Source organism: Maricaulis maris (assembly GCF_036322705.1).
GTDB lineage: Bacteria > Pseudomonadota > Alphaproteobacteria > Caulobacterales > Maricaulaceae > Maricaulis > Maricaulis maris_B.
Window position 1 is genome coordinate 1,204,303 of the sequence record NZ_AP027270.1, and the last position, 24,799, is coordinate 1,229,101.

At 65.2% G+C, this 24,799-nt stretch carries 25 protein-coding genes; 16 read left to right on the forward strand and 9 right to left on the reverse strand.

The window, feature by feature from the left end:
* The first annotated feature begins 18 nt into the window (after nucleotides 1-18).
* The 3 genes from AAA969_RS05535 (at nucleotide 19) to AAA969_RS05545 (ending at nucleotide 3,773) form a co-directional block, all read left to right on the forward strand.
* Nucleotides 19-1,029 (forward strand): hypothetical protein, encoded by a 1,011-nt coding sequence (locus AAA969_RS05535; RefSeq protein WP_338244449.1) that lies wholly within the window; start codon nucleotides 19-21, stop codon nucleotides 1,027-1,029.
* Between the two features lie 51 nt (nucleotides 1,030-1,080).
* Nucleotides 1,081-2,088 carry a fumarylacetoacetate hydrolase family protein gene (locus tag AAA969_RS05540; RefSeq protein WP_338244451.1) on the forward strand — a complete coding sequence of 336 codons (1,008 nt, stop codon included), beginning with the start codon at nucleotides 1,081-1,083 and terminating at the stop codon, nucleotides 2,086-2,088.
* Between the two features lie 131 nt (nucleotides 2,089-2,219).
* Nucleotides 2,220-3,773: a class I adenylate-forming enzyme family protein gene (locus tag AAA969_RS05545; protein WP_338244452.1), complete on the forward strand. Its 1,554-nt coding sequence runs from the start codon at nucleotides 2,220-2,222 to the stop codon at nucleotides 3,771-3,773.
* Between the two features lie 17 nt (nucleotides 3,774-3,790).
* On the opposite strand, the gene hspQ is transcribed toward AAA969_RS05545, so the two are convergent.
* The gene (gene hspQ / locus AAA969_RS05550) at nucleotides 3,791-4,126 is read right to left on the reverse strand and encodes a heat shock protein HspQ (RefSeq protein WP_338244454.1); all 336 of its coding nucleotides are present in this window, start codon (nucleotides 4,124-4,126) and stop codon (nucleotides 3,791-3,793) included.
* Nucleotides 4,127-4,348: 222 nt separating this feature from the next.
* Between hspQ and AAA969_RS05555 the strand changes: the two genes are divergently transcribed.
* Both AAA969_RS05555 and AAA969_RS05560 read left to right on the forward strand, forming a co-directional pair.
* Nucleotides 4,349-5,470: a Ppx/GppA phosphatase family protein gene (locus tag AAA969_RS05555; protein ID WP_338244456.1), complete on the forward strand. Its 1,122-nt coding sequence runs from the start codon at nucleotides 4,349-4,351 to the stop codon at nucleotides 5,468-5,470.
* Nucleotides 5,467-6,312: an RlmE family RNA methyltransferase gene (locus AAA969_RS05560; RefSeq protein ID WP_338244458.1), complete on the forward strand. Its 846-nt coding sequence runs from the start codon at nucleotides 5,467-5,469 to the stop codon at nucleotides 6,310-6,312. The genes AAA969_RS05555 and AAA969_RS05560 overlap by 4 nt, the downstream gene beginning before the upstream one ends.
* A gap of 3 nt (nucleotides 6,313-6,315) precedes the next feature.
* Here the strand turns inward: AAA969_RS05560 and AAA969_RS05565 are convergent, their stop codons facing one another.
* Entirely contained in the window at nucleotides 6,316-6,729 is a 414-nt protein-coding gene (locus tag AAA969_RS05565; RefSeq protein ID WP_338244460.1) for an ExbD/TolR family protein, read from the reverse strand.
* Nucleotides 6,730-6,860: 131 nt separating this feature from the next.
* Nucleotides 6,861-8,495, reverse strand: a complete 1,635-nt coding sequence (locus AAA969_RS05570; RefSeq protein WP_338244462.1) for a winged helix-turn-helix domain-containing protein — start codon at nucleotides 8,493-8,495, stop codon at nucleotides 6,861-6,863.
* Between the two features lie 104 nt (nucleotides 8,496-8,599).
* Here AAA969_RS05570 and AAA969_RS05575 point away from each other — a divergent pair, with 104 nt between their 5' ends.
* The 5 genes from AAA969_RS05575 to AAA969_RS05595 all read left to right on the forward strand — a co-directional run bounded on the left by AAA969_RS05575 (nucleotide 8,600) and on the right by AAA969_RS05595 (nucleotide 13,615).
* Entirely contained in the window at nucleotides 8,600-9,688 is a 1,089-nt protein-coding gene (locus AAA969_RS05575; protein ID WP_338244463.1) for a serine hydrolase domain-containing protein, read from the forward strand.
* Nucleotides 9,689-9,875: 187 nt separating this feature from the next.
* The gene (guaB, locus tag AAA969_RS05580; protein WP_338244465.1) at nucleotides 9,876-11,345 is read left to right on the forward strand and encodes an IMP dehydrogenase; all 1,470 of its coding nucleotides are present in this window, start codon (nucleotides 9,876-9,878) and stop codon (nucleotides 11,343-11,345) included.
* Between the two features lie 132 nt (nucleotides 11,346-11,477).
* Complete coding sequence (locus AAA969_RS05585; RefSeq protein ID WP_338244468.1) at nucleotides 11,478-11,894, forward strand: MAPEG family protein; 417 nt, start codon at nucleotides 11,478-11,480, stop codon at nucleotides 11,892-11,894.
* On the forward strand, nucleotides 11,891-12,259 hold the full coding sequence (locus AAA969_RS05590; RefSeq protein ID WP_338244470.1) for a DUF3088 domain-containing protein: 369 nt from the start codon (nucleotides 11,891-11,893) through the stop codon (nucleotides 12,257-12,259). Before AAA969_RS05585 ends, AAA969_RS05590 begins: the two co-directional genes overlap by 4 nt.
* A 39-nt stretch (nucleotides 12,260-12,298) precedes the next feature.
* Nucleotides 12,299-13,615: an RsmB/NOP family class I SAM-dependent RNA methyltransferase gene (locus AAA969_RS05595; protein ID WP_338244472.1), complete on the forward strand. Its 1,317-nt coding sequence runs from the start codon at nucleotides 12,299-12,301 to the stop codon at nucleotides 13,613-13,615.
* Here AAA969_RS05595 and AAA969_RS05600 read toward each other — a convergent pair.
* The 4 genes from AAA969_RS05600 to AAA969_RS05615 form a co-directional block, all read right to left on the reverse strand.
* A complete protein-coding gene (locus AAA969_RS05600) occupies nucleotides 13,612-14,502 on the reverse strand; it encodes a sulfotransferase family protein (RefSeq protein WP_338244474.1) in 891 nt (296 codons plus the stop codon). The genes AAA969_RS05595 and AAA969_RS05600 overlap by 4 nt on opposite strands.
* The gene (locus AAA969_RS05605) at nucleotides 14,495-15,295 is read right to left on the reverse strand and encodes a sulfotransferase family protein (protein WP_338244476.1); all 801 of its coding nucleotides are present in this window, start codon (nucleotides 15,293-15,295) and stop codon (nucleotides 14,495-14,497) included. Before AAA969_RS05605 ends, AAA969_RS05600 begins: the two co-directional genes overlap by 8 nt.
* A gap of 136 nt (nucleotides 15,296-15,431) precedes the next feature.
* The gene (locus AAA969_RS05610; RefSeq protein WP_338244477.1) at nucleotides 15,432-16,484 is read right to left on the reverse strand and encodes an acyltransferase family protein; all 1,053 of its coding nucleotides are present in this window, start codon (nucleotides 16,482-16,484) and stop codon (nucleotides 15,432-15,434) included.
* Between the two features lie 90 nt (nucleotides 16,485-16,574).
* Nucleotides 16,575-17,162 carry a YceI family protein gene (locus AAA969_RS05615; RefSeq protein ID WP_338244479.1) on the reverse strand — a complete coding sequence of 196 codons (588 nt, stop codon included), beginning with the start codon at nucleotides 17,160-17,162 and terminating at the stop codon, nucleotides 16,575-16,577.
* A gap of 227 nt (nucleotides 17,163-17,389) precedes the next feature.
* On the opposite strand from AAA969_RS05615, the gene guaA reads away from it, so the two are divergent.
* From guaA to AAA969_RS05630, 3 genes are all read left to right on the forward strand, one after another.
* A complete protein-coding gene (gene guaA / locus AAA969_RS05620; protein ID WP_338244482.1) occupies nucleotides 17,390-18,949 on the forward strand; it encodes a glutamine-hydrolyzing GMP synthase in 1,560 nt (519 codons plus the stop codon).
* Nucleotides 18,950-19,174: 225 nt separating this feature from the next.
* On the forward strand, nucleotides 19,175-19,384 hold the full coding sequence (locus AAA969_RS05625) for a cold-shock protein (RefSeq protein WP_338244484.1): 210 nt from the start codon (nucleotides 19,175-19,177) through the stop codon (nucleotides 19,382-19,384).
* Nucleotides 19,385-19,511: 127 nt separating this feature from the next.
* Complete coding sequence (locus tag AAA969_RS05630; RefSeq protein WP_338244486.1) at nucleotides 19,512-19,748, forward strand: hypothetical protein; 237 nt, start codon at nucleotides 19,512-19,514, stop codon at nucleotides 19,746-19,748.
* Between the two features lie 3 nt (nucleotides 19,749-19,751).
* Here the strand turns inward: AAA969_RS05630 and AAA969_RS05635 are convergent, their stop codons facing one another.
* Nucleotides 19,752-20,231: a glutathione peroxidase gene (locus tag AAA969_RS05635; RefSeq protein ID WP_338244488.1), complete on the reverse strand. Its 480-nt coding sequence runs from the start codon at nucleotides 20,229-20,231 to the stop codon at nucleotides 19,752-19,754.
* Nucleotides 20,232-20,363: 132 nt separating this feature from the next.
* On the opposite strand from AAA969_RS05635, the gene AAA969_RS05640 reads away from it, so the two are divergent.
* A complete protein-coding gene (locus AAA969_RS05640) occupies nucleotides 20,364-20,573 on the forward strand; it encodes a SlyX family protein (RefSeq protein WP_338244490.1) in 210 nt (69 codons plus the stop codon).
* Here the strand turns inward: AAA969_RS05640 and AAA969_RS05645 are convergent.
* Entirely contained in the window at nucleotides 20,567-22,123 is a 1,557-nt protein-coding gene (locus AAA969_RS05645) for a LytTR family DNA-binding domain-containing protein (RefSeq protein ID WP_338244492.1), read from the reverse strand. The two genes, AAA969_RS05640 and AAA969_RS05645, sit on opposite strands and share 7 nt — an antisense overlap.
* A 145-nt stretch (nucleotides 22,124-22,268) precedes the next feature.
* Here AAA969_RS05645 and AAA969_RS05650 point away from each other — a divergent pair, with 145 nt between their 5' ends.
* Both AAA969_RS05650 and AAA969_RS05655 read left to right on the forward strand, forming a co-directional pair.
* Nucleotides 22,269-23,741, forward strand: a complete 1,473-nt coding sequence (locus AAA969_RS05650) for an alpha/beta fold hydrolase (protein ID WP_338244494.1) — start codon at nucleotides 22,269-22,271, stop codon at nucleotides 23,739-23,741.
* 94 nt (nucleotides 23,742-23,835) lie between these two features.
* A complete protein-coding gene (locus AAA969_RS05655; protein WP_338244496.1) occupies nucleotides 23,836-24,708 on the forward strand; it encodes an AraC family transcriptional regulator in 873 nt (290 codons plus the stop codon).
* The last annotated feature ends 91 nt before the right edge of the window (nucleotides 24,709-24,799 follow it).

Consider the following 24,799-nt stretch of genomic DNA (forward strand, 5'->3'; position numbering starts at 1 on the left):
ACGTCACAGGACACACCCTTGGCAGACATGTCCGTCTCTCCAACGCTTCGTTTTCCCGACGCGGTCGATGCGCAAACCCGGTCCGTCCGCCTGCGAGATGTGACGCGCGAGAGTCTGGCCGCAGCCGCGTTTCTTGATGATCGCTGGGATCGTACCGGATGCGCCGCACACTCCGTGCCGCTGGCCAAGCTGGTGCCCGACGGACCGGGCGCGCGGCCGGTCTTCATCTGGCATTCGGCGTTCTGCTGCTCGACCCTTCTGGCGCGCTGTCTCGACAAGCCGGGTCGCAATCTGAGCCTGCGCGAGCCGGCCGCCTTGATGGAGGTTGCCAATATCAAGCGTCGGGACGGGGTGGCGGTCTCGGACCTCTGGCTGCGCGGGCTCCTGCCGTCGCTTGCGGCCAGTGCGGGGACGGATGCCTGTGTCACGATCAAGCCGACCAATACGGTCAATAACCTGATCGCCGACCCGGCGCGGCTATTCCCGCAGGCACGGCATCTCTTTCTGACGTCGAGCCTGCGCGGCTTCCTGACCTCGCTGGCCAAGAAGGGCGAGGCGGGCCGGTCCTTTGCGCGCCGGCTGTTCACCATCTTTGCGATGGACGGGCACCCCGTGGCCCGGTCCGATCCGCGCCAGTTGATGCAAATGTCCGATCTGCAGATCGCGGCCATCGTCTGGCACATGCAGATCGCAACCCTGCAGGCCGCGTTGGCACAGGGACCGGCGGCGGCCTTCGCATCGCTCGATGGCGATGCCTTCGTCGCCGCACCGGCGGCCGCGCTGACGGCAGTTGACGAGTTTTTTGGCCTTGAGCTCGGTGCCGCGCATATCGCCGCGACGGCCGACGGGCCGTTGTTCAGGCAGGACGCCAAGCATGCCGGGCAGGCCCACGGTGCCGAGCGCCGTCGCCAGGAGGCGGCGGCGATTGCTGCCAGCCTGGGTCCGGAACTCGATGCCATCATTGAATGGAGCCATGGGCTGTTCCCGCAATCACCGCGGGACGGACGCCTGCCCAATCCGCTAATCTGAACCGGCCGATAACAGGCCGGCCCCACACTCGATGCACAGGGAAGAAACAGGATGAAACTCGCAACGCTGAAATCCGATAGCCGGGACGGTCGCCTGGTTGTGGTCTCGAAGGACCTCGCCTGGTGCGCAGATGCCCATCAGGTCGCGCCGACCCTGCAGGCGGCGCTGGACGACTGGGAGCGCTGCGAGCCGGCCCTGCGCTCGCTGTCTGATGAACTCGAGCGCGAGACCATTCCGCGCGAACGCTTCCATGAGCGCGAGGCCCTGTCGCCTCTGCCGAGGGCGTTTCAGTGGGCCGACGGCTCGGCCTATGTCAATCACGTCGAACTTGTGCGCAAGGCGCGCAGTGCCGAGATGCCGGACACGTTCTGGACTGATCCGCTGATGTACCAGGGCGGCTCCGACGCCTTCCTCGCACCCCGCGGCGATATCCCGCTCGGTGACACGGCCTGGGGCTGTGACATGGAAGGCGAGATCGCGGTGATTACCGGTGACGCACCGGCCGGTTGCTCAGTGGATGAGGCGGCGAAGACAATCCGTCTTGTCATGCTGGTCAATGACGTCTCCCTGCGCGGTCTGATCCCGGGTGAGCTGGCCAAGGGCTTCGGCTTCTTCCAGGCCAAGCCGCCGAGCGCCTTCTCGCCGGTCGCCGTGACCCCGGACGAGCTCGGCGAGGCCTGGGACGGCAAGAAGCTGCATTTGCCGCTGCTGGTGAAATACAATGGCGAGATGTTCGGCAAGGCCGAGTGCGGGATCGACATGACCTTCGATTTCCCGCAACTGATCGCCCACCTCGCCAAGACGCGTCCGGTCACTGCTGGCACGATCGTCGGCTCGGGAACGGTCTCCAACAAGCTTGACGATGGTCCCGGCAAGCCGATCTCGGAGGGCGGGGTCGGCTATTCCTGCATTGCCGAGATCCGGATGATCGAGACCATCAAGGACGGCAAGCCGGCGACACCCTTCATGCAATACGGCGACACGGTCCGGATCGAGATGAAGGACAAGGCCGGCAAGTCCATCTTTGGCGCCATCGAGCAGGAAGTGGTCAAGGCATAAGCGGCGCCCTGACCGACCGGCTTCCATACCGGACCAACGATCACTAGACTTCAATGCAATATCAGAGGGGCGGGGTGGCATACCTCGCCCCCGATTTTGTCGGGGAGCCCGGTTGATCCGGTGATCATGCCATGTCTGCCATCCAGGCCTATGTCCAACGCGAGTTCGGAACCTTCTCGGACCTGGTCGCCCTGCAGGCTGCTGCGCGGCCGGATCATGATGCGATCCGTTGCGGTGACGCGCGTCTGGATTATCGCGCCTTCGATGCGCGGGCCAACCGGATTGCCGCACGCCTGCAGGCGGACGGGGTGGAGCCGGGCGGTGTGGTCGCGATCTGCGCGGCCAGCCATGTCGACTACATGGCCGTATTCCTTGGAACCCTGCGCTGCGGCGCCGCCATCTCACCGCTCTCGCCTTCGGCAACGCCGGCACAGCTGGCGGCGATGATCCGCGATTGCGGCGCCAGCCATGTCGCGCTCGACGCGGCGGTTTCGGCTCACCTGTCGGACGAGCTGGCCGGACTGTCTGCGCGTCCGCTGGCGCTCGAGGCGGGCGCTGCAGGCGCGGCTCTCGATGACTGGCTTGGTGACGCCGCAGACCCTCCGGCGGCGGTCGAAATCACGCCCGAGATGGCGTTCAACATCATCTACTCCTCCGGCACCACGGGCACGCCCAAGGGGATCGTCCAGTCGCACCGCATGCGCTGGCCGCACAACCATCTGACCGATCCGGTCGGCTTCGGTCCCGGCGCGGTCACGCTCTGCTCGACGCCGCTCTACTCCAACACCACGCTGGTCAGTGTGCTGCCGACCCTGGCCGGCGGCGGCACGCTCGTCCTTATGCCCAAATTCGAGGCGCGCGGCTTTCTGGAGCTGGCGCAACGGCACAAGGCGACCCATTCCATGCTGGTGCCGGTGCAGTATCAGCGCATCCTCGCCGTGCCGGATTTCGATGCATTCGACCTCTCGGCCTATCAGCTCAAATTCTGCACGTCGGCGCCGTTCTCGGCGGAGCTGAAAGCCGAAGTCCTGGCCCGTTGGCCGGGCGGCCTGGTGGAATATTACGGCATGACCGAGGGTGGCGGCTCCTGTGTCCTCGTCGCGCATGAACATCCCGACAAGCTGCATACGGTCGGCAAGGCGATGCCGGGCCATGATATCCGCGTCATCGATCCGCAGGGGCAGGAATGCGCAGCGGGCGAAATTGGCGAGGTGGTTGGGCGTTCGGGGGCGATGATGACTGGCTATCACGGCCAGCCGGAAAAGACGCGCGAGGCGGAATGGCATGCGCCGGACGGCGCCCGCTTTATTCGCACGGGTGACCTGGCCGCGAAGGATGCCGACGGCTTCTTCACCATTGTCGGCCGGGCCAAGGACATGATTATTTCCGGCGGCATGAACATTTATCCCGCCGATCTGGAGGCGATCCTGCGCGCGCATGAAGCCGTCGCGGATGTCGCCGTGATCGGCGTGCCGTCACGCGACTGGGGCGAAACACCGGTCGCTTGTGTGGTCCTCGAAGCCGGCGCTGAGGTGGCGCCGGACGCGCTGCGCGCCTTTGCCAATCAACAGCTTGGAAAGATGCAGCGCATCAGCGCTGTGAGGCTGGTCGATGAGCTGCCGCGCAGTGCGATCGGCAAGGTGCTCAAGCGTGAGCTTCAGGACGCCTGGACGAAAGCGGGCTGAGGCCGGTCATCGCGGCACTAGTGCGCCTGGTCGGGGGCTGTCTTGAGCTGGTAGCGCGTGCCATCAAAGCCCTCAAAGGCCTCGGCAATTTGCGGGTGCTCGACCGGTCCATTCTCGGCATCGGGCAAAAGGTTGCCCTCCGAAACATAGGCGCCGTAATAGCTTTCATCATTCTCGGCGAGCAGGTGATAGAAGGGCTGGTCCTTGGACGGGCGGACCTCCTTGGGAATGGACTCATACCATTCCTCGGTATTGGCGAACTCCGGATCCACGTCCACCACGACCCCGCGAAAGGGGAAGAGGCGGTGGCGTACCACATCGCCGAGTCCGAATTTGGCGTTGCGAATGATCATGCTGTCTACTCTGTCACAAATTGCTGGGCGCGGACCATCCTCGCGCGACGCCCCATATTTAGGGTGTTTCGCGCAATAAGCCACGGCTCGAGCTGCCAGACGTCACGCATCCTTGCAGGTCCGGCGCATCCTTGTATCCTGCAACCAACATTGAGATGAGCCCGAATCGAGACGCGCCTCCCGGACCCCGGATGCGGCGCACCGGTCGGCAAGAGGTATATCATGGCGGAGCCATCGCCCCGGGGCACACCGGGCAGTGAGGCCGCCGCACGCAAGCGGAGAGGGGGCAATCGCGCTCCGTCTCCCGTGTACGGCGCGATCGATCTGGGGACCAATAATTGCCGCATGTTGCTGGCGCAGCGATCGGGAACCAGCTTCCATGTCGTCGACGCGTTCTCGCGCGTTGTTCGTTTGGGTGAGGGGATCACCGGATCGGGTGCGCTGTCGCAAGGCGCCATGGACCGCGCCGTCGAGGCGCTGAAGGTCTGCGCTGACAAGATCCGCCGTCAGAATGTCGTCAAGCACCGCTCCATCGCCACCCAGGCCTGTCGCATGGCCGACAATGGCGCGGAATTCCTGGAGCGCGTCGAGCGCGAAACCGGCCTGACCTTCGATCTGATCTCGGCCGAGGAAGAGGCGCGTCTCGCCGTGCATGGCTGCGTCGATCTGCTCGATGAGGAGAAGGATGCGGCCCTGGTGATCGATATCGGCGGCGGCTCCACCGAGCTGTCCTGGGTCGATCTCGCCGAGTGGCGCAACCGCGGGGGGCGCGCGTCGGGTGGTCGTCCGCCGATGAAATCCTGGACGTCGACGCCGGTCGGTGTGGTCACGCTCTCGGAGCGCTTCCCGGAGCGCGAGGACCGGGCCGAATGGTACAACGACATGAAGTCCTATGCCCGCGACCTGATGAAGACGCCGCGCGGCGCCAAGGCGATGCGGCCGCTGTTTCGCGATGGCCGCGCGCATCTGGTCGGTACGTCGGGGACGGTCACCTCGATGGCCGGCGTCCATCTGCGGCTGCCGCGCTATGACCGCTCCAAGGTCGACGGTTTGTGGATGACCGGTGATGAGGCCCTGGACGCCTGCAAGCGCTTGCGTGAGCTCGATTTTCATGGCCGTTCCCAGGAGCCGACCATTGGCGCCGACCGGGCAGAACTGGTGCTTGCCGGTTGTGCCATCTACGAGGCCGTCGCCGAAATGTGGCCGGCCGAACGACTGCGTGTGGGGGATCGCGGCTTGCGCGAAGGCATGTTGCTCAATCTCATGCGAAAGTCCAAGAAGCGGCGACGCCGTCGCAAGACGGGCAGTGGCAAGACGCAGGCCGAGGCAGGATCGGGCGAATGAGCGACGACGACAAGACGCCGGAAGACGACGCGCCGAACGGTGAAGCGCCGAACGATGAAACGGCGAGCGATGAAACGGCCGGGGGTGATACGCCAGACGGTGAATCACCCCGGGAAGGCCTGCCTGGCTGGGGCAGTAGCGATGAGCGCCGCCGCCGTGTCTCCGGACCGATGAAGAAGGGCGGGGATGCCCGCGCCGCCAAGCAGATGTTCGAACGGGTCAAGACCGCGCGCGGTCGCAAGACCTCCTCGACCCGCTGGTTGCAGCGACAGCTCAATGATCCCTACGTCAAGAAGGCGCAGATGGAGGGCTATCGCTCGCGCGCGGCCTACAAGCTGCTGCAGCTCGACGAGCGTTTCAAATTGCTGCGTCCGGGGATGCGGGTTGTCGATCTCGGCTCGGCGCCGGGGGGCTGGGTGCAAGTAGCGCTCAAGTCCGGCGCCTCTGAAGTGGTCGGTATCGACTTGCTGGAAATCGAGCCCATCACCGGCGCGACCCTGCTGGAAAAAGACTTTACCGATGACGACGCGCCCAGCCTCGTGAAGGCCGAGATGGGCGGCGCGGCCGATGCCGTTGTCTCCGACCTTGCCCCGTGGACAACCGGTCACAAGACCACGGATCACCTGCGCATTGTCGCACTCGCCGAACTGGCCGCGCATTTTGCAGTCGAGACGCTGAAACCCGGCGGTTTCTTCATCGCCAAGGTCTTTCAGGGCGGCTCGGACGGGGCTCTGCTCGATCTCCTGAAGGCGAAGTTCGAAAAGGTTCGTCACTTCAAACCGGATGCCAGCCGTTCCGAAAGCGCCGAGACCTTCGTGGTCGCGATGGGCTTCCGGGGCTAGGGCTTATTCTTGTGCTCGGGCTCTCTGGATCGAGACCGGCACGCCATTGGCACCCATGTCGTCCCAGATCCGCACCACAATGCCATGGCTGCTCTCGTCATCGACTTCCAGCAGCACGGCGCTGTCAGGTTGTTCGGCGCGATGGCGGTTGATAGCGGCCAGCACCCGTTCCACATCGGTCCGGTCGCCGTTGACGAAGACATTGTCGTCCGCATCGAGCTGAACCACGATCGGCGGCGGGCCCGTTGTGGGGCATTGCGGGCCCTCACATTCGGGCGGCGGCCGCAAGTCGACACCTTCCTCGGACAGGAAGGTGGCGGTGACGATGAAGAAGATGAGTAGGATGAACACGATATCCAGCATCGGGGTCATGTTGACCTCGGCCTGGTCGTCGCGTCGGCGATTGCGCTGTCTCATTTTGGCCTCCCCATTGGCCGTTTTCACGCGTCGGCCTCACCCGACGCCCTGTCACTCCAGCCGCGCCGCGAGGCGATACGGGGGAGGCGGGAAGGTCATTTTCGGGCGAGAATGGGGCGGGTGGCAGGCGGTCAGTTGGCGTCGTCGAGCAGGACCGCCAGAGCGCGATCCGTATCGACAAGGCGGCGTTGAGCCGCCAGCTCACGCAGCATACGCGCACGCAGGACCGGCCAGTGGGTACTGGCAACCAGCGGGGCCAGTAGCGGTGACGTCTCGATCCAGCGCACATCGCGCCAGCCAAGGTCGATCGCCTCGCCGAGGCGCCGGGCAGCGATGTCGATGCGGCCCGACTGGGCGTCGATCGCTGCAAGGCTGATGCGCAGGTCAGGCCAGCTCTGCCCATCGGCAAGGGCCTCGTCGATCATGGCGTCCAACCCATCAGCGGCGTTGGCAGTTCCTTGCATGGCCGACAAGGCCAGGCGCTCGTTGTAGGCGGCGTCTCCTGCTGCCGTGAGCGCCGCCTCGGCGGCGTTCGCATCGCCGGCCCGCAGATGCGCCAGACCGGCCAGGCGCTGCAGGCGCGCCGTATCGCGAACTTCCGGGCGCGCCTCGTCAAGGCGCGCGAGCGCGTCCTGCGGCCGCGCGGCGCGAAGATCGTCTTCCATACGGGCCGCCAGCATGACCGTTTCGCCGGCGCCGCCGGTCATCGCCCGGGCCCACCAGACCTCGGCGGCCGGGTGGTCGAGCAGGCTGAGACTGGTGGCAATCTGGACCGGTCCGTAAAGGGTCGGCTGTCCCGAGGTGATCGCCCGGGATTCCAGGACGAGCGCGTCATGCAAGCGCCCGCGGACGCGCAACAGGTAGGCCGCGCTCGACATGGCGGCGACATCATTCGGATTGAGCGTAAACGCCTGCTGGTAGGCGGCAACGGCCTCGTCCAGCCGGCCGTGCGCATCCAGGGTGTAGGCGAGGGCATGCCAGGCAGCGGCGAAGGTCTCGTCGTGTGCGATCAGGTCGCGGGCCAGGTTTTCAGCGCGGTCGACATCGTCCGGACTGGGTGTGAATTTTGTTGCGCGCGTGGTCAGGGCAAAGCTCAGGACGAGGCGGACCTCGGGGTCGTCGGGATGGTCCGCGAGAGCTGTCTCCAGCAGCTCGATAGCGGCCTCGGTTTCCGCCGGCTGGTGCAGGTCCAGCAGAGTGCGGGCGCGGTCGATCCTGATGGCAAGGGCGATATCCGTTGGTGCGCTAGCGATCGGGTCGCCGGGGGTGTCGGCAGGCCTTTGTGAGCTGCCGGAGAACCAGAACGATCCCATGCCGGCCAGGACCAGGATGGCCAGTGCCACAATCCCGACAAGTCCGGGGCCAACGCGTCCGGATCCAACGCGTCCGGGTGCGATAAATCCGGTACGAAAGCCGCGTCTCACGGTCGATGTCTCGATCACCGACTCGGGTGCCGGAACCAGAGCGTAGCCGCGATGGCGCACGGTGCGGACGTAGCGCGGGTGCCGCGCCTCATCGCCGAGCGACCGACGCAGCAGGGCGACGCGCTGGGTGATGGTGTCCTCACTGACATGGTCGACATGCCATATCGTCCGCGCCATCTCGCCCGTGTCCATCGGGTCGGGATGGCAGCCAGCGAGCGCGACCAGCAGGTCAAAGCTCAGATCCGGGACATCCAGTCTTGCATTGGCCCGCCACACCTGCCGCGCGCGCGTGTCGACTTCGAGGTCGTCAAGGCAGAAGCGGGGAGGCAGGGGGGCGGTCATCTCGGAACGGGTCGCATTTCAGCTTTCTTCACCTGACTTCACGTGACCGCATTGCTGGCCGCGCGCAAGGGGGGGAGCTCATTTGCCCTGCGGAGATCACATCCATGTCCCTGTCCAACTCGCCTTTCGCCCTCCTGTTCGCGCTGGCTGCCATCGGCACTGCCTGCGCCCCGGCAGACTCCCAGGAGCTGCATTTCGGGAGCGATGAGGCGCGCGCGCTCAATGCGGCTGTCGAAGCCGGTGATTATGGCACCGTCACCAGTGTCATGATCCTGGCCAATGGCGCGCCGCTCCACGCGGCCTGGTTCAACGGCGCCGATGAGGCAATGCTTCACGATACACGCTCGGTGACCAAGACGGTCACCGGAATGGTGGTCGGTGCCGCGATCGCAGAGGGTTATCTGCGTCTCGATACCGAGGTCGCGAGCTTCTTCCCCGAGCTGATGCCCTTTCCCGCCCCGGACCCGCGCAAGCTGGCAATTACCGTGGAAGACCTGCTGACAATGAGTGGTCCGCTTGAGTGCAATGACTGGAACGAGTTTTCGCGTGGCAATGAAGAGCGCATGTATCTGGTCGAGGACTGGAGCGCCTTTTTCTGGGCCCTGCCGATCCGCGGCTTTCCAAGCTGGCAGCCCACGCCGGAAGCCAGCCCCCATGGGCGGGCCTTCTCCTACTGCACGGCGGGCGTGCAATTGCTCGGCGAGGTCGTTGAACGGGCCGTTGGCCAGCCCTATACCGATTATGCCGAGACGCGCCTGTTTGACCGGCTGGGGGTCGAGCAACTGGAATGGCCGCGCAACGGGCTCGGCCAGGCCCATCTGGGCGGCGGTCTGCGGCTGACCACCGAAGCCTTGGCGAGCTTGGGCGAGTTGCAACGGCTAGGCGGCGTCATCGGCGGCGACCGCCTGCTTCCGCAGGACTGGACGGACGCCTCAATCGCGCACCAGGCCGCGATCCCGAACACCCCGGGTTGGGGGTATGGTTATCTGTGGTGGCTGATGCCCTATGAGGTAGAGGGCGAGACGTTCTGGGCCGCGGGCATGAATGGCAATGGCGGCAATCGGGTCTTTATCCTGCCGGACTTCGGTCTGACCGTCGTCTTCACCAATACCGACTACAACACGCCGACCATGCACCAGAATGCCTCGGCTTTCCTCCAGACAGAGATCGTGGCGCGATTATCGCTGGAGTAGTCGGCGCCGGTGTGACGGTCGAGGGCCGGTCTCGCGGGCCGGCCCACTACGATTGCGCGGCGGTACGCTCTGGGAGAGCCGATGCGAACCCCGATTGCGACATTTCAGTCGCAACCCGCATCCATCCCTTGCCACATGCCCGAATCCATTCTATTGCCGCGCCGCAAGCAGCTTAGAGGAGTCTCCCATGGAGATTCGCGAAGGTCTCACCTTCGATGACGTGCTCTTGCAACCGGGTCCGTCCGAAGTTCTTCCCGCCGATGCCGATGTCACCACGCACGTGGCCAGCGACGTTGCGTTGAAGATTCCGATGCTCGCCGCCGCCATGGACACCGTGTCCGAGAGCGGTATGGCGATCGCGATGGCACAGGCTGGCGGCCTCGCCGTCATCCACCGCAATCTCACCATCGCCGAACAGGCCGAGGAAGTGCGGCGGGTGAAGCGCTATGAGAGCGGCATGGTGGTCAACCCGGTGACGATCTCGCCGGACGCGACCCTGGCCGAGCTCCGCGCGCTGATTGCCCAACACCGTATCTCCGGCATTCCGGTGGTGGAAGGCGCGACCAATGCCCGTCCGGGCAAGCTGGTCGGCATTATCACCAATCGCGATGTCCGCTTTGCCGACGACCCGAACGAGAAGGTCGGCAATCTGATGACCCGCGACGTGGTTACGGTCAAAGAGGGCGCCTCGCAGGACGAGGCCCGCGTCAAACTTCACAAGCACCGTATCGAGCGCCTGCTGGTTGTTGATGATGAAGGCCGCTGTATCGGCCTGATCACGGTCAAGGACATGGAGAAGGCCCAGGCCTTCCCGAGCGCCGCCAAGGACGCCCAGGGGCGTCTGCGCTGCGCTGCGGCGACCACGGTAGGGGATAGCGGCTTCGAGCGCTCGGAAGCGCTGATCGACGCCGGCGTGGACATCGTTGTGATCGACACCGCCCATGGTCAGAGCCAGTCGGTTCTGGACCAGGTCACCCGGGTCAAGAAGGCTTATGGCAATGCCCGCGTCGTGGCCGGCAATGTTGCCACCTATGACGGTGCGAAAGCACTGATCGAGGCAGGTGCCGACTGCATCAAGGTGGGGATCGGCCCGGGTTCGATCTGCACCACGCGCATCGTCGCCGGTGTCGGTGTGCCGCAGCTGACCGCGATCATGGATGCCCGCCGCGCTGCGCAGGGCTCGAATGCCTGCATCATCGCCGATGGCGGGATCAAGTTCTCCGGTGACATGGCCAAGGCGATCGCCGCCGGCGCCGATTGTATTATGGTCGGCTCGCTGTTGGCCGGGACCGAGGAAGCCCCGGGTGAGGTGTTCCTCTACCAGGGCCGCTCCTACAAATCCTATCGCGGTATGGGCTCGCTGGGCGCCATGGCGGCCGGCTCTGCCGACCGCTATTTCCAGAAGGATACCGAGCGCATGAAGCTGGTACCGGAAGGGATTGAGGGCCAGGTCCCCTACAAGGGGCCGGTCGGTCCGATCCTGCACCAGATGGTCGGCGGGCTGCGGGCGGCCATGGGCTATACCGGGTCACGGACGATTGCCGACCTGCACCAGCGGGCGCAATTCGTGCGGATCACCAATGCCGGTCTGCGTGAAAGCCATGTCCACGACGTGAAAATCACGCGCGAGGCCCCGAACTATCCGACCACCAGCTGATCAGGCAGAGCACAAGGGCAAGCCGCCATCTTCGCATGGAGGCCATGTCCGGGTCGGGATTGCAGGCGCGTGGCGGGGGCGATACCCCGCCATGGTCCGGCAAAATGGATCCGGCCCAGCAGGAGAGACCCGATGAGTGATGCGCTGTTCTACCCCGTCCTGATGCAGGTCGGCCTGACCCTGGCCCTGGCGATTGCCACGGGCCTGATGCGCTTTCGCGCGATCGCGTCGGGCCAGGTCAAGCCGGGCGATATTGCGCTCGGGCAGGGCGCCTGGCCGCGCCGCGCGCAGCAGGTCTCCAACGCCTACCAGAACCAGATGGAAGCGCCGGTCCTTTTCTATGCCGGTGCGCTTTTTGCGACGCTTCTCGGTGTCACCTCGACGGCGCTGGTCGTGCTGGCCTGGGTCTGGGCGGTGTCGCGCCTGCTCCATGCCTTCATTCATGTGACCAGCAATCATCTGCGCGCGCGCTTCATGGCCTTTGCCGCGGGCATGCTGTGCCTGATGGCCTTCTGGGTTGTCCTCGTGGTGGGAGTCGTGACGCAATGATGCAGGATCAGCCCGTGATCGAGACCGGCAAGGATACGCTCTTCCTGCTCACCGGAGCCTGGGATGACGCCGATGGCGGCCCGTGGCTGTGCGCCGATTGCTGCACCGTGGAGGGTGCGCTCACCGTCAATCCGCATTGGGGTGACGCGATTACCCTGGTCCGTGTCGAGTATGCACGTCCGCGGGCCGAGATCGTGGCGCTGCTGGATGCTGACCACCAGAACGCCCCGACGCTCATACTCGCCGACGATACGCCTGCCCATGTCGAGCCGGAGGCGGTCGTGAACGGTCGGCGGCTCTACACCGACCCCAAGGCCATCTGCCGCCAGCTGGCGGCGTGCTATACCGGCGCCCAACCGAAATAAACCGCGCCCGAGTGCGCCCTTGCAAGACGGATATCCGACATGAGAGACGGCGCACGCATTGCCGCAGCCATCGAGATTCTCGACACGCTCCAGACCCAGCACCAGCCGGTCAAGGATGCCGTGCGGGACTGGGGCAAGGCGCACCGCTTTGCCGGTTCCGGCGACCGGGCCTGGATCGGCGGTCTCGTGCTTGACGCGCTGCGCCACCAGGCCTCGACTACCTACGCCATGGGCGAGGGCTCCCCGCGCGCCCTGGCGATCGGCACGGTCGGACGGATCTGGGATGTCGAGGCGGATGCCATTGACGCCATGTTCGAGGGCGATGACCACGCCCCGGATGCGCTGACGGCAGCCGAGCGCGCGGGTCTGGCCCGCGACATCTCCGACGCACCGCTGCACATCCGCGGTGACGTCCCGGAGTGGCTGGAAGCCAGCCTCGTTCGCGCCTTCGGTGATGCAGCCGCCGAGGAGGGCTCCAAGCTCTCATCGCGGGCACCCGTCGATCTTCGCGTAAATGAAGTGAAGGTCGATTTTGATCGTGCTTTCAAAGAGGTATCGTCGAAACTGAAAGCGGCAGAAAATAGCCCCTTGGTTCGCTCAGGTATTCGGATTCCGCAGCGTGATCCGCGTGGCAAGGCCGCCGCGGCCGAAAGTATTCCGGCTTATGGCAAGGGCTGGGTCGAGGTGCAGGACATGGGCTCACAGCTCGCCGCGCTCGCCTCTGGCGCCCGTTCGGGCCAGCAAATACTGGATTATTGCGCGGGAGCCGGCGGCAAGACGCTGGCCCTCGCCGCCCTGCTGCACAATACCGGACAGGTTCACGCCTGGGATATCGACTGGCGCCGCCTGCGCGCCATCTGGCCGCGCCTCAAGCGGGCCGACGTGCGCAATGTCCAGGTCCATGACGATAGTGAAGACAAGGCGTTGGGCGAGTTTGTTGAGAAAATGGATGTCGTTTTCTGCGACGCCCCCTGCACCGGAACCGGCACCTGGCGCCGTCGTCCCGACGCCAAATGGCGCCTCAAGCCCGCAGCCCTCGAGCGCCGCATCAAGGAGCAGGACCTCGTGCTGGAACGCGGTCACCGATATGTGAAGCCGGGCGGCCGCCTGGTCTATGTCACCTGCTCGGTGCTGCCGGAAGAAAACGGCGACCGGATCGATGCCTTCCTCGCCAAGACACCCGGCTTCAAACCGATCCCCGTGATCGAGGTCCTGACGGCCACCGGCGGTCTCGCCGTCGATGCCGAGAGCCTTCTGGAGCCCTGCGTGACAGATCACGGCGCGCTCCAGCTCTCGCCGGGCCGGACCGATACGGACGGGTTTTATATCTGCGTGATGGAGCGGGTGGGCGGCTAGCGTCGCCGCCGCTGCGAGCGATCTCGGCCAACCTCGCCATAGCCCAGCTCCATCAGCCGCTGCCGCGTCGCTGGTGAGACCTGGGCATCAAGGGCCGCCCCCGCCCCCACACGCCGCCGGGTCAGCGGCTGGTTGATCAGGGGGGCGCTGTCCAGTTCCAGGCCATGCAGGGCGATCGTGCGGGTTGCGTAGTGCAGCTGGGCCGGTTCGAACTTGAGGCCGAGGTAGGTCATCAATTCGGTGATGGTCGCCTTTGGCCGGATCACGAGATCTTCATAACGGACGCGACAGATCCGTCCGTGTAGCCGGCGTTCGGCGGCGAGGCCGATCCCGGTCAGGTCGGTCCAGTATTTCAGGGCGGCCTGCGGATCGCTGACATGGGGGAAGGGGCGACCCTGCGGGTCGCGCCAGTCGCGGGCGAGCAGGGAGTTCGCCACGTCGCGGCCATCACGCACGACATGGATGAAGCGCGCCTGCGGCAGCAGTCGGGCGAGCGGCTCGAAGGCTGCGACATTGAGCGTGGTCTTCTCGACCAGCACCTTCACCTCCGGCTGATCCAGGGGCGTGCCGATCATGCCTGTCAGGAGGTCGGCCATGGTCCGGCGCATGTCGTCGGTACCGAGGTCGAAGTCGCGTGCGTGCAGCGGCCCCAGCTCGCGGGCGAAATTCTGCCACTGCATGGCGATCGAGGGCGGCAGGCCCGTATCCGGTCCGCAATGCACCCGGCTATGCGGTTCGATGAGGCGGCGCAGCACGGTCAGGCCCGAGCGCGGACAGCCACCGGCGAAAACCAGTCCCGCCCCGTCGCGGCGCGCAGTTCCAGAGTTGGGGACCGGGCCTGACTTTGGATCCGGGCCTGAATTTGGATCCGGGTCGGTATCAGGCATATCCGAGGTCTGCGAGGTGCTGGCCGGCGATGCGCATCACCGCCTCGCGTTGGGTACCATCGAGATCCCGCTGCCAGCGACCGATCGCTTGCCGGTCAATCGGGCGGGCGACCCGCTCGGCACTGGATTCGGCCGTGCCTGCTGTGCGGTCGAAGTGCCGCGCATGGTCGAGTGCCCGGGCCTTGGCCTCGTCGCTCTCGCCCAAGGCGTCGAACAGCCGGTCGATGGTGGCGGCCGGATCGCCGACCAGCGCCTCGTATCTCAGCTCGAAATACTGGGCGTCCGAGCGCATGCGGCGGCCGGCATCAATGCTGGCGCACCACAGCCGGGCGGCGGCTTCGGCATCCCGCGTGATGGCCATTGGCTGCCCGGTCCGGCCGTCGGTCCAGTCCATCGACAAAAGCGAGGCAACAACATCGCGACCATCCCGGACCACGCCGATCAGGGGGCTGTCCGGGAAAATCCGGCGCAGGCGTGCGAAGTGGAGGATATTGGCCGGTGTCTTTTCGGCGACGCGGGCACCGGAGCGGGCATGTAGCGGAGCGAGCAGCGTATCGATGGCCCGCGCAAAGCGGTCATTCATCGCCTGTCGGTCGAGGCCGTAACCCTGCTCGAGGATATCGGCCTGACCCGTGTCGATCTGTTCGGCCAGATGGCACAGCGCCGGGATGACCCGCATCTCCGGTCCGCACACGATGTTGCGGCTGGCATTGACCATGGCGCGCAGCAAGGTGGTGCCCGAGCGCGGCGAACCGCCAATAAAGATGGGAGACTTGCCGACGGCGTACTGCATGACGGACCCGGAGTGACGTGAAGCCGGTCACAGGTAGCAGTCGTCGGTCCGTGTAATTAGTTACAATAATTCAATATGTTAAATATTATTCATGCGGCGGACATGCTGGCGGCAAAGCGTCGCGGGGCTGTCAGGCCTATGGCCGGTCGGGCGCAGCGACCCGGCGAATCCAGGCCTTGCCCGTGGCCAGCAGGGGTTGCTCCAGGAAACGGTGCACCAGGGCGCCCAGGATCAGGCTGGCGGCCAGTCCGAGGCCGAACAGGAGCAGGGTCGCGGGCAGGCCTTGCGGCAGCAGCATGGCGAGCACACGTCCGAGAACGCTGATCGCCAGCAAATGGCCCAGATAGATCGCGTAGGACCAGTCGCCGATCGCGGTCACCAAGTGCGGCCAGCGCGGCTGCCAGGCGAGAATCGTCCAGACCAGTCCAACCGCCATGGGCAGGAAGATCAGCGCGCGCCGATCACTGTCTGCCAGGCCATCGAGGCCGAAGCTGGCGGTCCAGCCGATACCGAGCGCGACGCCGGCCAGGGCCGTTGCGCCGGCCAGCCAGCGCGTCGCCGGCAAGTGCTGGCGCCACTCGGCCAGCACGATCCCGGCCAGGAATTGCAGGTTGAACCCGCTCAGAGCCAGGCGTTCCCAGGGCGTGTCGGGCTGGATGATGTCGGCCATGGCAAGGCCTGTGAGCCCGGCGAGGCTCCCGGCCGCAACCAGGCGCCAGCGGCGCGGCAGAAACAGGGCGAGCCCGTAGACGAGGTAGAAATACAGCTCATGCGTCAGCGTCCAGCCGACCAGCAGGAGCGGCGGTTGCCCGGTTGGCAGCAGGGTCAGGCTGCTGACCCAGTCGAGCTCGCCGAACGCTCGGGTCAGGCTGTCGCCCATGACCAGATAGCCCAGCACGGCGAGGCCGGTGAAAATCCAGTAGAGCGGGAAGATCCGGTTGAGGCGCTTGAGCGCAAAGCCAAGGCTCGGGCCGGATGCCGAGCGATAGAGCGTATGGATGATGAAGCCTGAGATGACGAAAAAGACGTCAACACCGCCAAACCCGACATAGCCTGCTCCCCCGAGCAGGTCCGCGCCTGTGAAGCGGCCGCCGGCCTGGTGCAGATGACCGACCACGACCATAAGCACGGCCAGCGCCCGCAAGTATTGCAGTTCGACGATTTCGGCGTGGGGACGGGCGGTCGGCATCGAATCTCCGGGCGGTCAGCCTGATCATCCGGCGACCGGCTGCGACGGTGCAAGCTTGGCGCGTCGCGCCGACGCCGGCCAGTCAGATGCTCAGCCGCGTGTGAAGAGGAGCGAGAAGCTGACCGGCGAGACCGGCGTGATCGACGGCAGGCCGGCCAGTTCCTGCAGGGTCGCGAGACCGCCCGCCAAGCCGAAATCCTCGACATGCACCATCACCGGCGCCCGGCTTTCCACCAGGACCTGGCGGCCATCGATATCGGTAACGGTGACGTCCGCCTCGAGGTCGAGTCGCATGCCGTGCAGATCGAGCACCGCCGGCAGCGTCAGCGACCGGCGCTCGCCGACACCGAGATCAGCCAGCGCAGCAAGATCCAGCGTTGTGGTCACGCGGGCGGTGGCAAAGCGGTCGGCCTGGAAGAGATGCTCGCGCATCCGCTCATTGCGGATATCGATCCCGGTTTCCACAGTGTCGAGATCAATGACCAGCTCTGCGCGGCCGTCGGTTGTGACCGATCCACTCAAGCCGGAAAAACTGTGAGCCTCGGCAATCTCGCCGGACTTGATGGACACGAAGGAGAGGGTGGAGCGCTCGGTGTCGAGTTGCCAGTCCCCGCTCGCGACCGGCGCTGAGCAGGCGGCGACGAGGCTGAGGCAGGCGAGGATGGCGGGCAGGCGCATGACAGACTCCTTGGGACTGATATGCCCGGAACCTGCGCGCCCTGTCGCCGGTGTTCAAGGCCAAGCCGTGGAAAATCGGGAAAATCCTGTGAAAGCGCAGATCAGGGCCCGCTCGGGACTGGTCAAGCGCGATGAACCGCGCTATCGGGCCGCATGCTGACAGATGTTTCTGCCATCTCCCTACAATTTGACCTTCGGGACACCCGTGCGCGCGGGTGCGAACGCCCATGACCGATCAACACGACAAGCTCCTCATCATCGATTTCGGCAGCCAGGTGACCCAGCTCATCGCCCGCCGTGTCCGCGAGAGCGGAGTGTTCTGCGAGATCCACCCGTATAACCGGGCCGATGCCGCCTTTATCGATGCCTATGATCCCAAGGCGATCATCCTGTCGGGCTCGCCCCATTCGACGCATTGGGAGAATTCCCCGCGGGCGGACGCTTCGGTCTTCACCCGCGGTCTGCCGGTGCTGGGCATCTGCTATGGCGAACAGACCATGTGCGCGCAGCTTGGCGGCCGGGTCGAAGCTTCCGAGGAACGCGAATTCGGTCGCGCGGACATCAAGCTGGTCACCGACAGCCCGCTCTTCGCCGGTTTTGGTCCGATCGGTCACGAAGAACGCGTCTGGATGAGCCATGGGGACCGCGTTGCCGCGCTGCCCGAGGGTTTCGAGGTCATCGCGACTTCCGGCCATGCGCCTTACGCGGCCATTGCCGACGAAACGCGGAAATTCTACGGCGTACAATTCCACCCGGAAGTGGTCCACACGCCGCGCGGCGCGGCCCTGTTGCGCAATTTCACGCACACCATCGCCGGTCTCACCGGTGACTGGTCGATGGCCAATTTCAAGGATGAGGCGATCGCCAAGATCCGCGAGCAGGTCGGCGACAAGCGTGTCCTGTGCGGCCTGTCCGGCGGCGTCGACAGCTCGGTCGCGGCCGTGCTGCTGCACGAGGCCATCGGCGACCAGCTGGTCTGCGTCTTCGTCGATACGGGCCTGATGCGCCAGGGCGAGGCCGACGAGGTCGTGACCCTGTTCCGCGAGCACTACAATATCCCGCTCGTCCATGCCCAGGCCGAGGACCTTTTCCTGACGGCGCTTGAAGGCGTCGATGACCCGGAGAAGAAGCGCAAGATCATTGGCAGCCTGTTCATCGATGTCTTTGACGAGAAGGCGAAAGAAGCCGGCGGCGCCGATTTCCTCGCCCAGGGCACGCTCTATCCCGACGTGATCGAGAGTGTCAGCTTTGACGGGGGCCCCTCGGTCACCATCAAGTCTCACCACAATGTCGGCGGTCTGCCGGCGCGCATGAAGATGAAGCTGGTCGAGCCGCTGCGCGAACTGTTCAAGGACGAGGTCCGTGCCCTGGGTCGCGAGCTCGGCCTGCCGGACGCCTTTGTCGGTCGCCATCCCTTCCCGGGGCCGGGCCTCGCCATCCGCATTCCCGGCGCCGTCTCCAAGGAGAAGGCGGATATCCTGCGCAAGGCCGACGCCATCTATATCGAGGAAATCAAGAAGGCCGGCCTCTATGACGAGATCTGGCAGGCTTTCTCGGTCCTGCTGCCGGTCAACACGGTCGGTGTGATGGGTGACGAGCGCACCTATGACGCCGTGCTCGCCCTGCGCGCGGTGACCTCGGTCGACGGGATGACGGCGGACTACTACCCCTATGATCACGACTTCCTGGGCCGTGTCGCGACTCGAATCATCAATGAAGTCCGCGGTGTGAACCGGGTGGTCTATGATGTGACGTCGAAGCCGCCGGGAACGATCGAGTGGGAGTAGGGGGCAGACCTGCTGCTACTCACATTTGGTGGGGTCGGACCGAATTGTCTTGCTAAAGGCGCAATAAGAGCGCATACAGTGGTCACTCGATCTTGATTGCCGAATCTTCTGGGCGCGACTTGTCGCCTTCCTGACGCTCTTCCCTTCAAATTTCGACACATGGGCACTGTGCGGCACTCGGCCGTGCGGACCCAACTCTACGTGACTGATTGAAAGGAAATCGTCATGACTACTGGTACCGTTAAATTCTTCAATACCTCCAAAGGCTTCGGCTTCATTCAGCCGGAAGATGGCTCGACCGACGTTTTCGTTCACATCTCTGCCGTTGAGCGCTCCGGCCTCAGCACGATCACCGAAGGTCAGAAGCTGAACTTCGAAATCGTCCAGGACAAGCGCTCTGGCAAGAACGCTGCCGAGAATCTGGAAGTCGCGTAAGCACTTCCCGCGTGGCTGCGACCTGGATCACCGGGGCGCGGGCATGCGCATGAAAAGGCCGGGCCTAAAAGCCCGGCCTTTTTGTTTTTCTAGCCCGTTTCAGACCTGCTACCGGAAGGAATACCCGATGACGACACCCCTTTATGGCGAATTCCTGCGTGTCACCCAGCCCGCCGCAAAGTCCCGGGCCGAGATCACCGACAGCACCGTCCGCACACTGCTTGCCGAAGAAGCCGGCCAACGCTTCGCCCAGCTCCAGAAGCTGAAGAAGGCGCGCCTGGCCATGGAAGCCAAGGCTGCAGCCGAAGCCAAACCGGTTGCGCCCAAAAAGCGTCGGGCACCCCAGCCGAAATTTGCCGGCTGAACCCTAGAGCAGGGCCTCAATCTCGTCGCGGATCGCCTCCGGCTTGTCGCCGGGGCCGAACCGCTTGACGATCCGGCCCTCGCGGTCGACCAGGAATTTGGTGAAATTCCACTTGATGGATTTTGACCCCATCAAGCCCTTCGCTTCGCTCTTGAGATAGTCATAGAGCGGGTGCGTACCGGGTCCGTTGACCTCGATCTTGGCGAACATCGGAAAGTTCACATCGTAGGTGAGCTTGCAGAAATTCGCGATCTCCGCCGCGTCGCCCGGCTCCTGCTTGCCGAACTGGTTGCAGGGGAAGCCGAGGACCGCGAGACCCTTGTCGGCCAGATCCTCGTGCAGCCTCTCCAGGCCCTCGTATTGCGGCGTGAAGCCGCATTTGCTGGCCGTATTGACGATCAGCATCACCTTGCCCTTGTAGTCCGCCAGTGACACCTCGTTGCCGGCGATGTCCGTGGCGGTGAAGTCATGGATCTGGCTCATTTCGGGCTCCTCGCTGATGATACCTCATACTTGGGCTGAACGCCGGACAGGACAAGGCGTTGTTTTACGCTAGTTTGCCGGCCAGCCTAATCGGCGCAGGCCAAGGTGGTAGCAAGGCAGGGAGGCAGATTCATGATCGATACATTGCAGGCCCGGATCGAGGCCCTCGAGATCCATGTCGCCCATCAGGACAAGACGGTGGAGGATCTCAACGCTGTGATCCTCGATCAGCGTGAAACGCTGGACCGGCTAACCCGCCGGGTCAACATCATGCTGACCCGCCTGGAAGAGCTGGAAGCCGCCGCGCCGGCGCCCGAGGTCAAGAAACCCCCGCACTACTGAGCGCGTCCGGTCTCCGCCAGGGCGTTGCGGACGGCCGGCATGATCCGGCGGCTGACCGGGACTTCGGTTCCGTTGCCCAGGACAAGCCGGCCGGTGCCGCTGGCTTCCCGCTCCAGGGCCGAGACGAACAGCGTGTTGACGATGTGGGAGCGATGGACGCGGAGAAAGGCGGGCGGCAGCTCGCTCTCGAGTCCCGCCAGCGTGCCGGTATAGAGCGTGATCGCCCCATCCTCGAAATGCAGCTCGACATAGTCGCCTGCCGCCTTGAGCTGCACGATCGCGTCGGTGGACACGTAATCGACCCGGCCGGCGCTCACCAGCTGGATCTGGGCCGGCGCCGATTTCTGTCGTGCCTGGGCGAGGGCGGTTTCCAGCTGGAGTGCCCGTCGGGTTTCAAGCCGCCGCTGCTGGCGTTCGCGAACGAGTGACTGCGCCTGCTGATAAAGCAGAAAGGCGAGCGCGCCGGCACTGGCCCAGAAATACCACCGGTTCAGGAAGAGCGAGCCGGAATAGAGCACGGCAATGAGGCAGGCGAGCATGAGGGCGCAGACCGAGCTGGCTCCGGGCTTGCGCTTGGCCATCCAGAAGGCGGATGCGCCCAGCCCGGCGACGATTGCCACCAGCAGAACGCCCGCCGTCTTGCCATCGAAGCCCGGTGTCACCGCAATGACCATGGCCATGACAAGGCCGACGAGGCTCAGGCGGGCGCACCGCGAACGCCAATCCAGGCTGGTGAAGCGCAGCAGAAGGACGGACAGCAGGCTGACGCTGAACCCGGCCGCACAGGCCGTAATCAGGACCAGCCGCAGATCGTGAAAGGGGTAGGGGTAGGCGACCAGGCCGCGCGCCGATTCGACGAGGAGCTGGATGCCGGCAAAGGCCGCGGCGGCCGCGAGGCAGGCCGAGGCTTCCCGGTCTTCATTGCGCCAGGCCAGGGCACCAAAGGCGACGAAGCCGACCAGAAAGACGCCGAAGGTTATCAGGCTGGGCCAGTAGACGGTGCTCATCAGGCGTGTGGGGTTCTCGTAGCGCCCCAGCATGATCGCCTGAATGGGCGAGGCCAGCCGAAGAAAACCATGCTGCGCCGACATCCGGATATCGACGGTATTGTCACCGCTGCGGAGGAGGGTATGCGGCACGAACAGGCTGGCATCGATCCGGCCGACTATCTCGCCGGCGCGGGTGTCCGCAGGTTGGCCGTTAGAGCCGATACGGCTGCCATTGATGAAGACCTCGCTCGACATTTTTCCCATGACGGTGAGGCCCAGGGGGCCGGCCTCTCCGCCGGGTGTCTGGGCAAGGGGCAGTCGCATCCGTACCCACACATGCCGGCCCTGTGGATCGACGTTGTGGATCGAGCGGGTCTCGCAGTCTGCCGCGGCGAAGTCCGGCGGCGCCGTGTCGCCATCACGGGCCGGGCAGACGCGAACCGGCTCGAAGGCGACATGCACGCTCGGCTGGGCCATGGCCGGCGCGAGCAGGACCAGTGAGGCCAGGGCGGTCAGGAGTGCGGAGCAAAGGCGGGCCGGCAGGGCGGGGTGAGTGGTCATGTCCGGCAGTTTAGCGGCAGGTCGGCAAATCGTCCCGCCGCTCAACGGTCGGTGACTGCCGTTGATCGAAAGCGGGGTGCGCAGAGGCCGCGTCACGGCTTTGCTGGGCGTGTGCCGGGGGGCACGTCAGAGCGGAGCCTGTTTCATGACACTGACCTCAATCGCCCGTGTCGGCCTGTTGGCCGGCAGCGTTTTTCTCTCGGTCCCGTGCGGGGTCGGCCTCGCACAGCGCGCCGGAGAAGAGCCCATCATCTTTACCGCCCAGAACGGTGAGACCGCCGATGCCTTCCGCGGTCAGTTCCTGGTACCCGAGAACCGCGCCGACCCGGACAGCCGGATGATCACCATCAGCTATGTCCGCTTTGCCGCGACCGGCCCACAGGCCGGGCCGCCAATCATCTATCTTGCCGGCGGGCCGGGCGGGTCCGGGTCCGGTACGGCGCAGGGACGCCGCTTCCCGCTCTTCATGGCGATGCGCGAGCACGGCGACGTCATTGCCTTCGATCAGCGCGGGACAGGCTCATCTGAGCGACCGCCGACCTGCGTCAGCAGCCAGGTGCCCGATCCAGCCCGGCCGACAAGCGATCTCGACGTCACCGCCAGCTATCGGGCGGCCCTGGATGAGTGTGTCGGCTTCTGGCAGGCCGAGGGAGTGGATCTGTTGGGCTATACAACGCGACAGAGCGTCGCCGACCTGTCAGACCTGCGGACGCATCTGGGAGCGGACAGCGTGGTGTTGTGGGGCATCTCCTATGGCAGTCATCTTGCGCTGGCCGCCCTCAATGAGCGACCTGACGAGATCGACCGGGTAATCATTGCCAGCGCCGAGGGACTGGATCAGACCGTCAAACTGCCGGCCCGGACGGACGCCTACATCGGCCGCCTGCAGGCGGCGGTGAATACTCAGCCCGAAGCACAGGCCCTCTATCCCGACATTGCCGGTCTGATGCGTCGGGTCCACGCCCGCCTCGAGGTCGAGCCGGTCTTGCTGGATGTTCCATCCAGCGATGGCAGCAGCCAGCCGCTCCTGCTTCAGCGTCCCCACCTGCAGCAGCTTTCATCGGCGCTGATTGCCGATCCGTCCAGCGCCGCCATGCTGCTCGACCTCTATGGTCGGCTGGATCAGGGCGATCCGTCGCTGGTTATCGCGCTGCTGAGCTATTTCGGTGGCGTCGGCGAGCCGGTCTCGCTGCGCGCCATGCCCACGGCCATGGACATGGCATCCGGCATCAGCGCCGAGCGGCGCGCCCTGTTCGACAGCCAGGCGCCGGACGGCCTGATAGGGCGCTATCTCAACTTCCCCATGCCACAGCTTGACAATGCTCTGCCCGGACTGGACCTCGGGCCCGACTTCCGGCGCGGCCCGGTCGGCGACACGCCGCTTCTCCTGCTGACCGGTACCCTGGACGGGCGAACCTATCCCGAGGGTCAGAGCGAGGCTGTCGCTGGCCTGACCGGCGTCACCCAGGTCATGGTCCGCAATGCCGGACATAATCTGTTCATGACGTCGCCGGAGGTCGCCGAGGTGATGGCCGACTTCATGCGCGGTGATCCGGTGCGTACCCGCGAGATCGTCGTGCCGCTGCCGGACTTCACCCATCATCCGATGCAGCGCTGATCCGGCGACGGGACGGATTGAGCAAGTGCGGGACCGCCTGCACTTGCCGTCCGGGCTAGACCGGCATCATGGTTGTCAACGAGGGAGAGAGACCATGATGCCGGAGAGCCGCGCGCGCCATGCCGAACGGATAGACCGCGTTCTTGCCCATATCGAGTGCGCCGATGAAGAAAGCGATCTGACGCTTGAACGCCTGTGTGCGGTGGCGGCCATGTCGCCCTACCACTTCCACCGCATCTTCCGCCTGATGACCGGCGAGACGCTTGCCGAGACCGTCCGGCGCGTGCGTCTCGCGCGCAGCCTGCCGGACCTGGCAGACAAGACCATCCCCATAACGGTCGCCGCCGGGACGTCCGGCTACGCGACCAGCCAGACCTATGGCCGCGCCCTGCGCGCAACGACCGGCGGCACGGCAAGCGATATCCGCGCCGGCAAGCCCGGCCTCATTGACGCCTTGCTGAGTCCCGCTGCGCTCGACCCCGCCGGCCTGTCGGCGTCGCCGCTTTCGATCGAGATTGTCTCCACCGCGCCGCTGCGCCTGTTGGCGATCCGCAATATCGGTGCCTATAGTGAACTCAACACCGTCTATGAGCGCCTTTTCGACAGTGTGTTCAGCCAGCATCCGATGGACGCCCTCGTAGGCATTTACGGGATCTGGCACGAGGATCCGCGCTTTGCCGATCCGGCCGGACTTCACTTTGATTGTGCGATCAGCGTCGGTGATCTGCCAGCTGTTGACGGCGTGGAGGTGATCGCCATCCCGGCAGGCCGCCATGCCCGGCTGCGTCATGTCGGAGACTATGACAGCCTGCATGTCTCCATCGATCGCCTCTATGCGGCAGCGATCGAACAAGGGGCCGGCGAGCTGGCCGACCGACCGCTTCGCGTCCACTATATCGATGACCCGGAAACTTGCCCTCCCGCGCAATGGCGTTCGGATATCTACCTGCCCTTGACGCCGGGCTGATGTCTGACATCGCCCGTGAAATAAATTGCATCGGTGCGCATCCAAACCGGGTCGCGGCGGCGACACAGGAGCGAAGGCCTGATGAGATGAG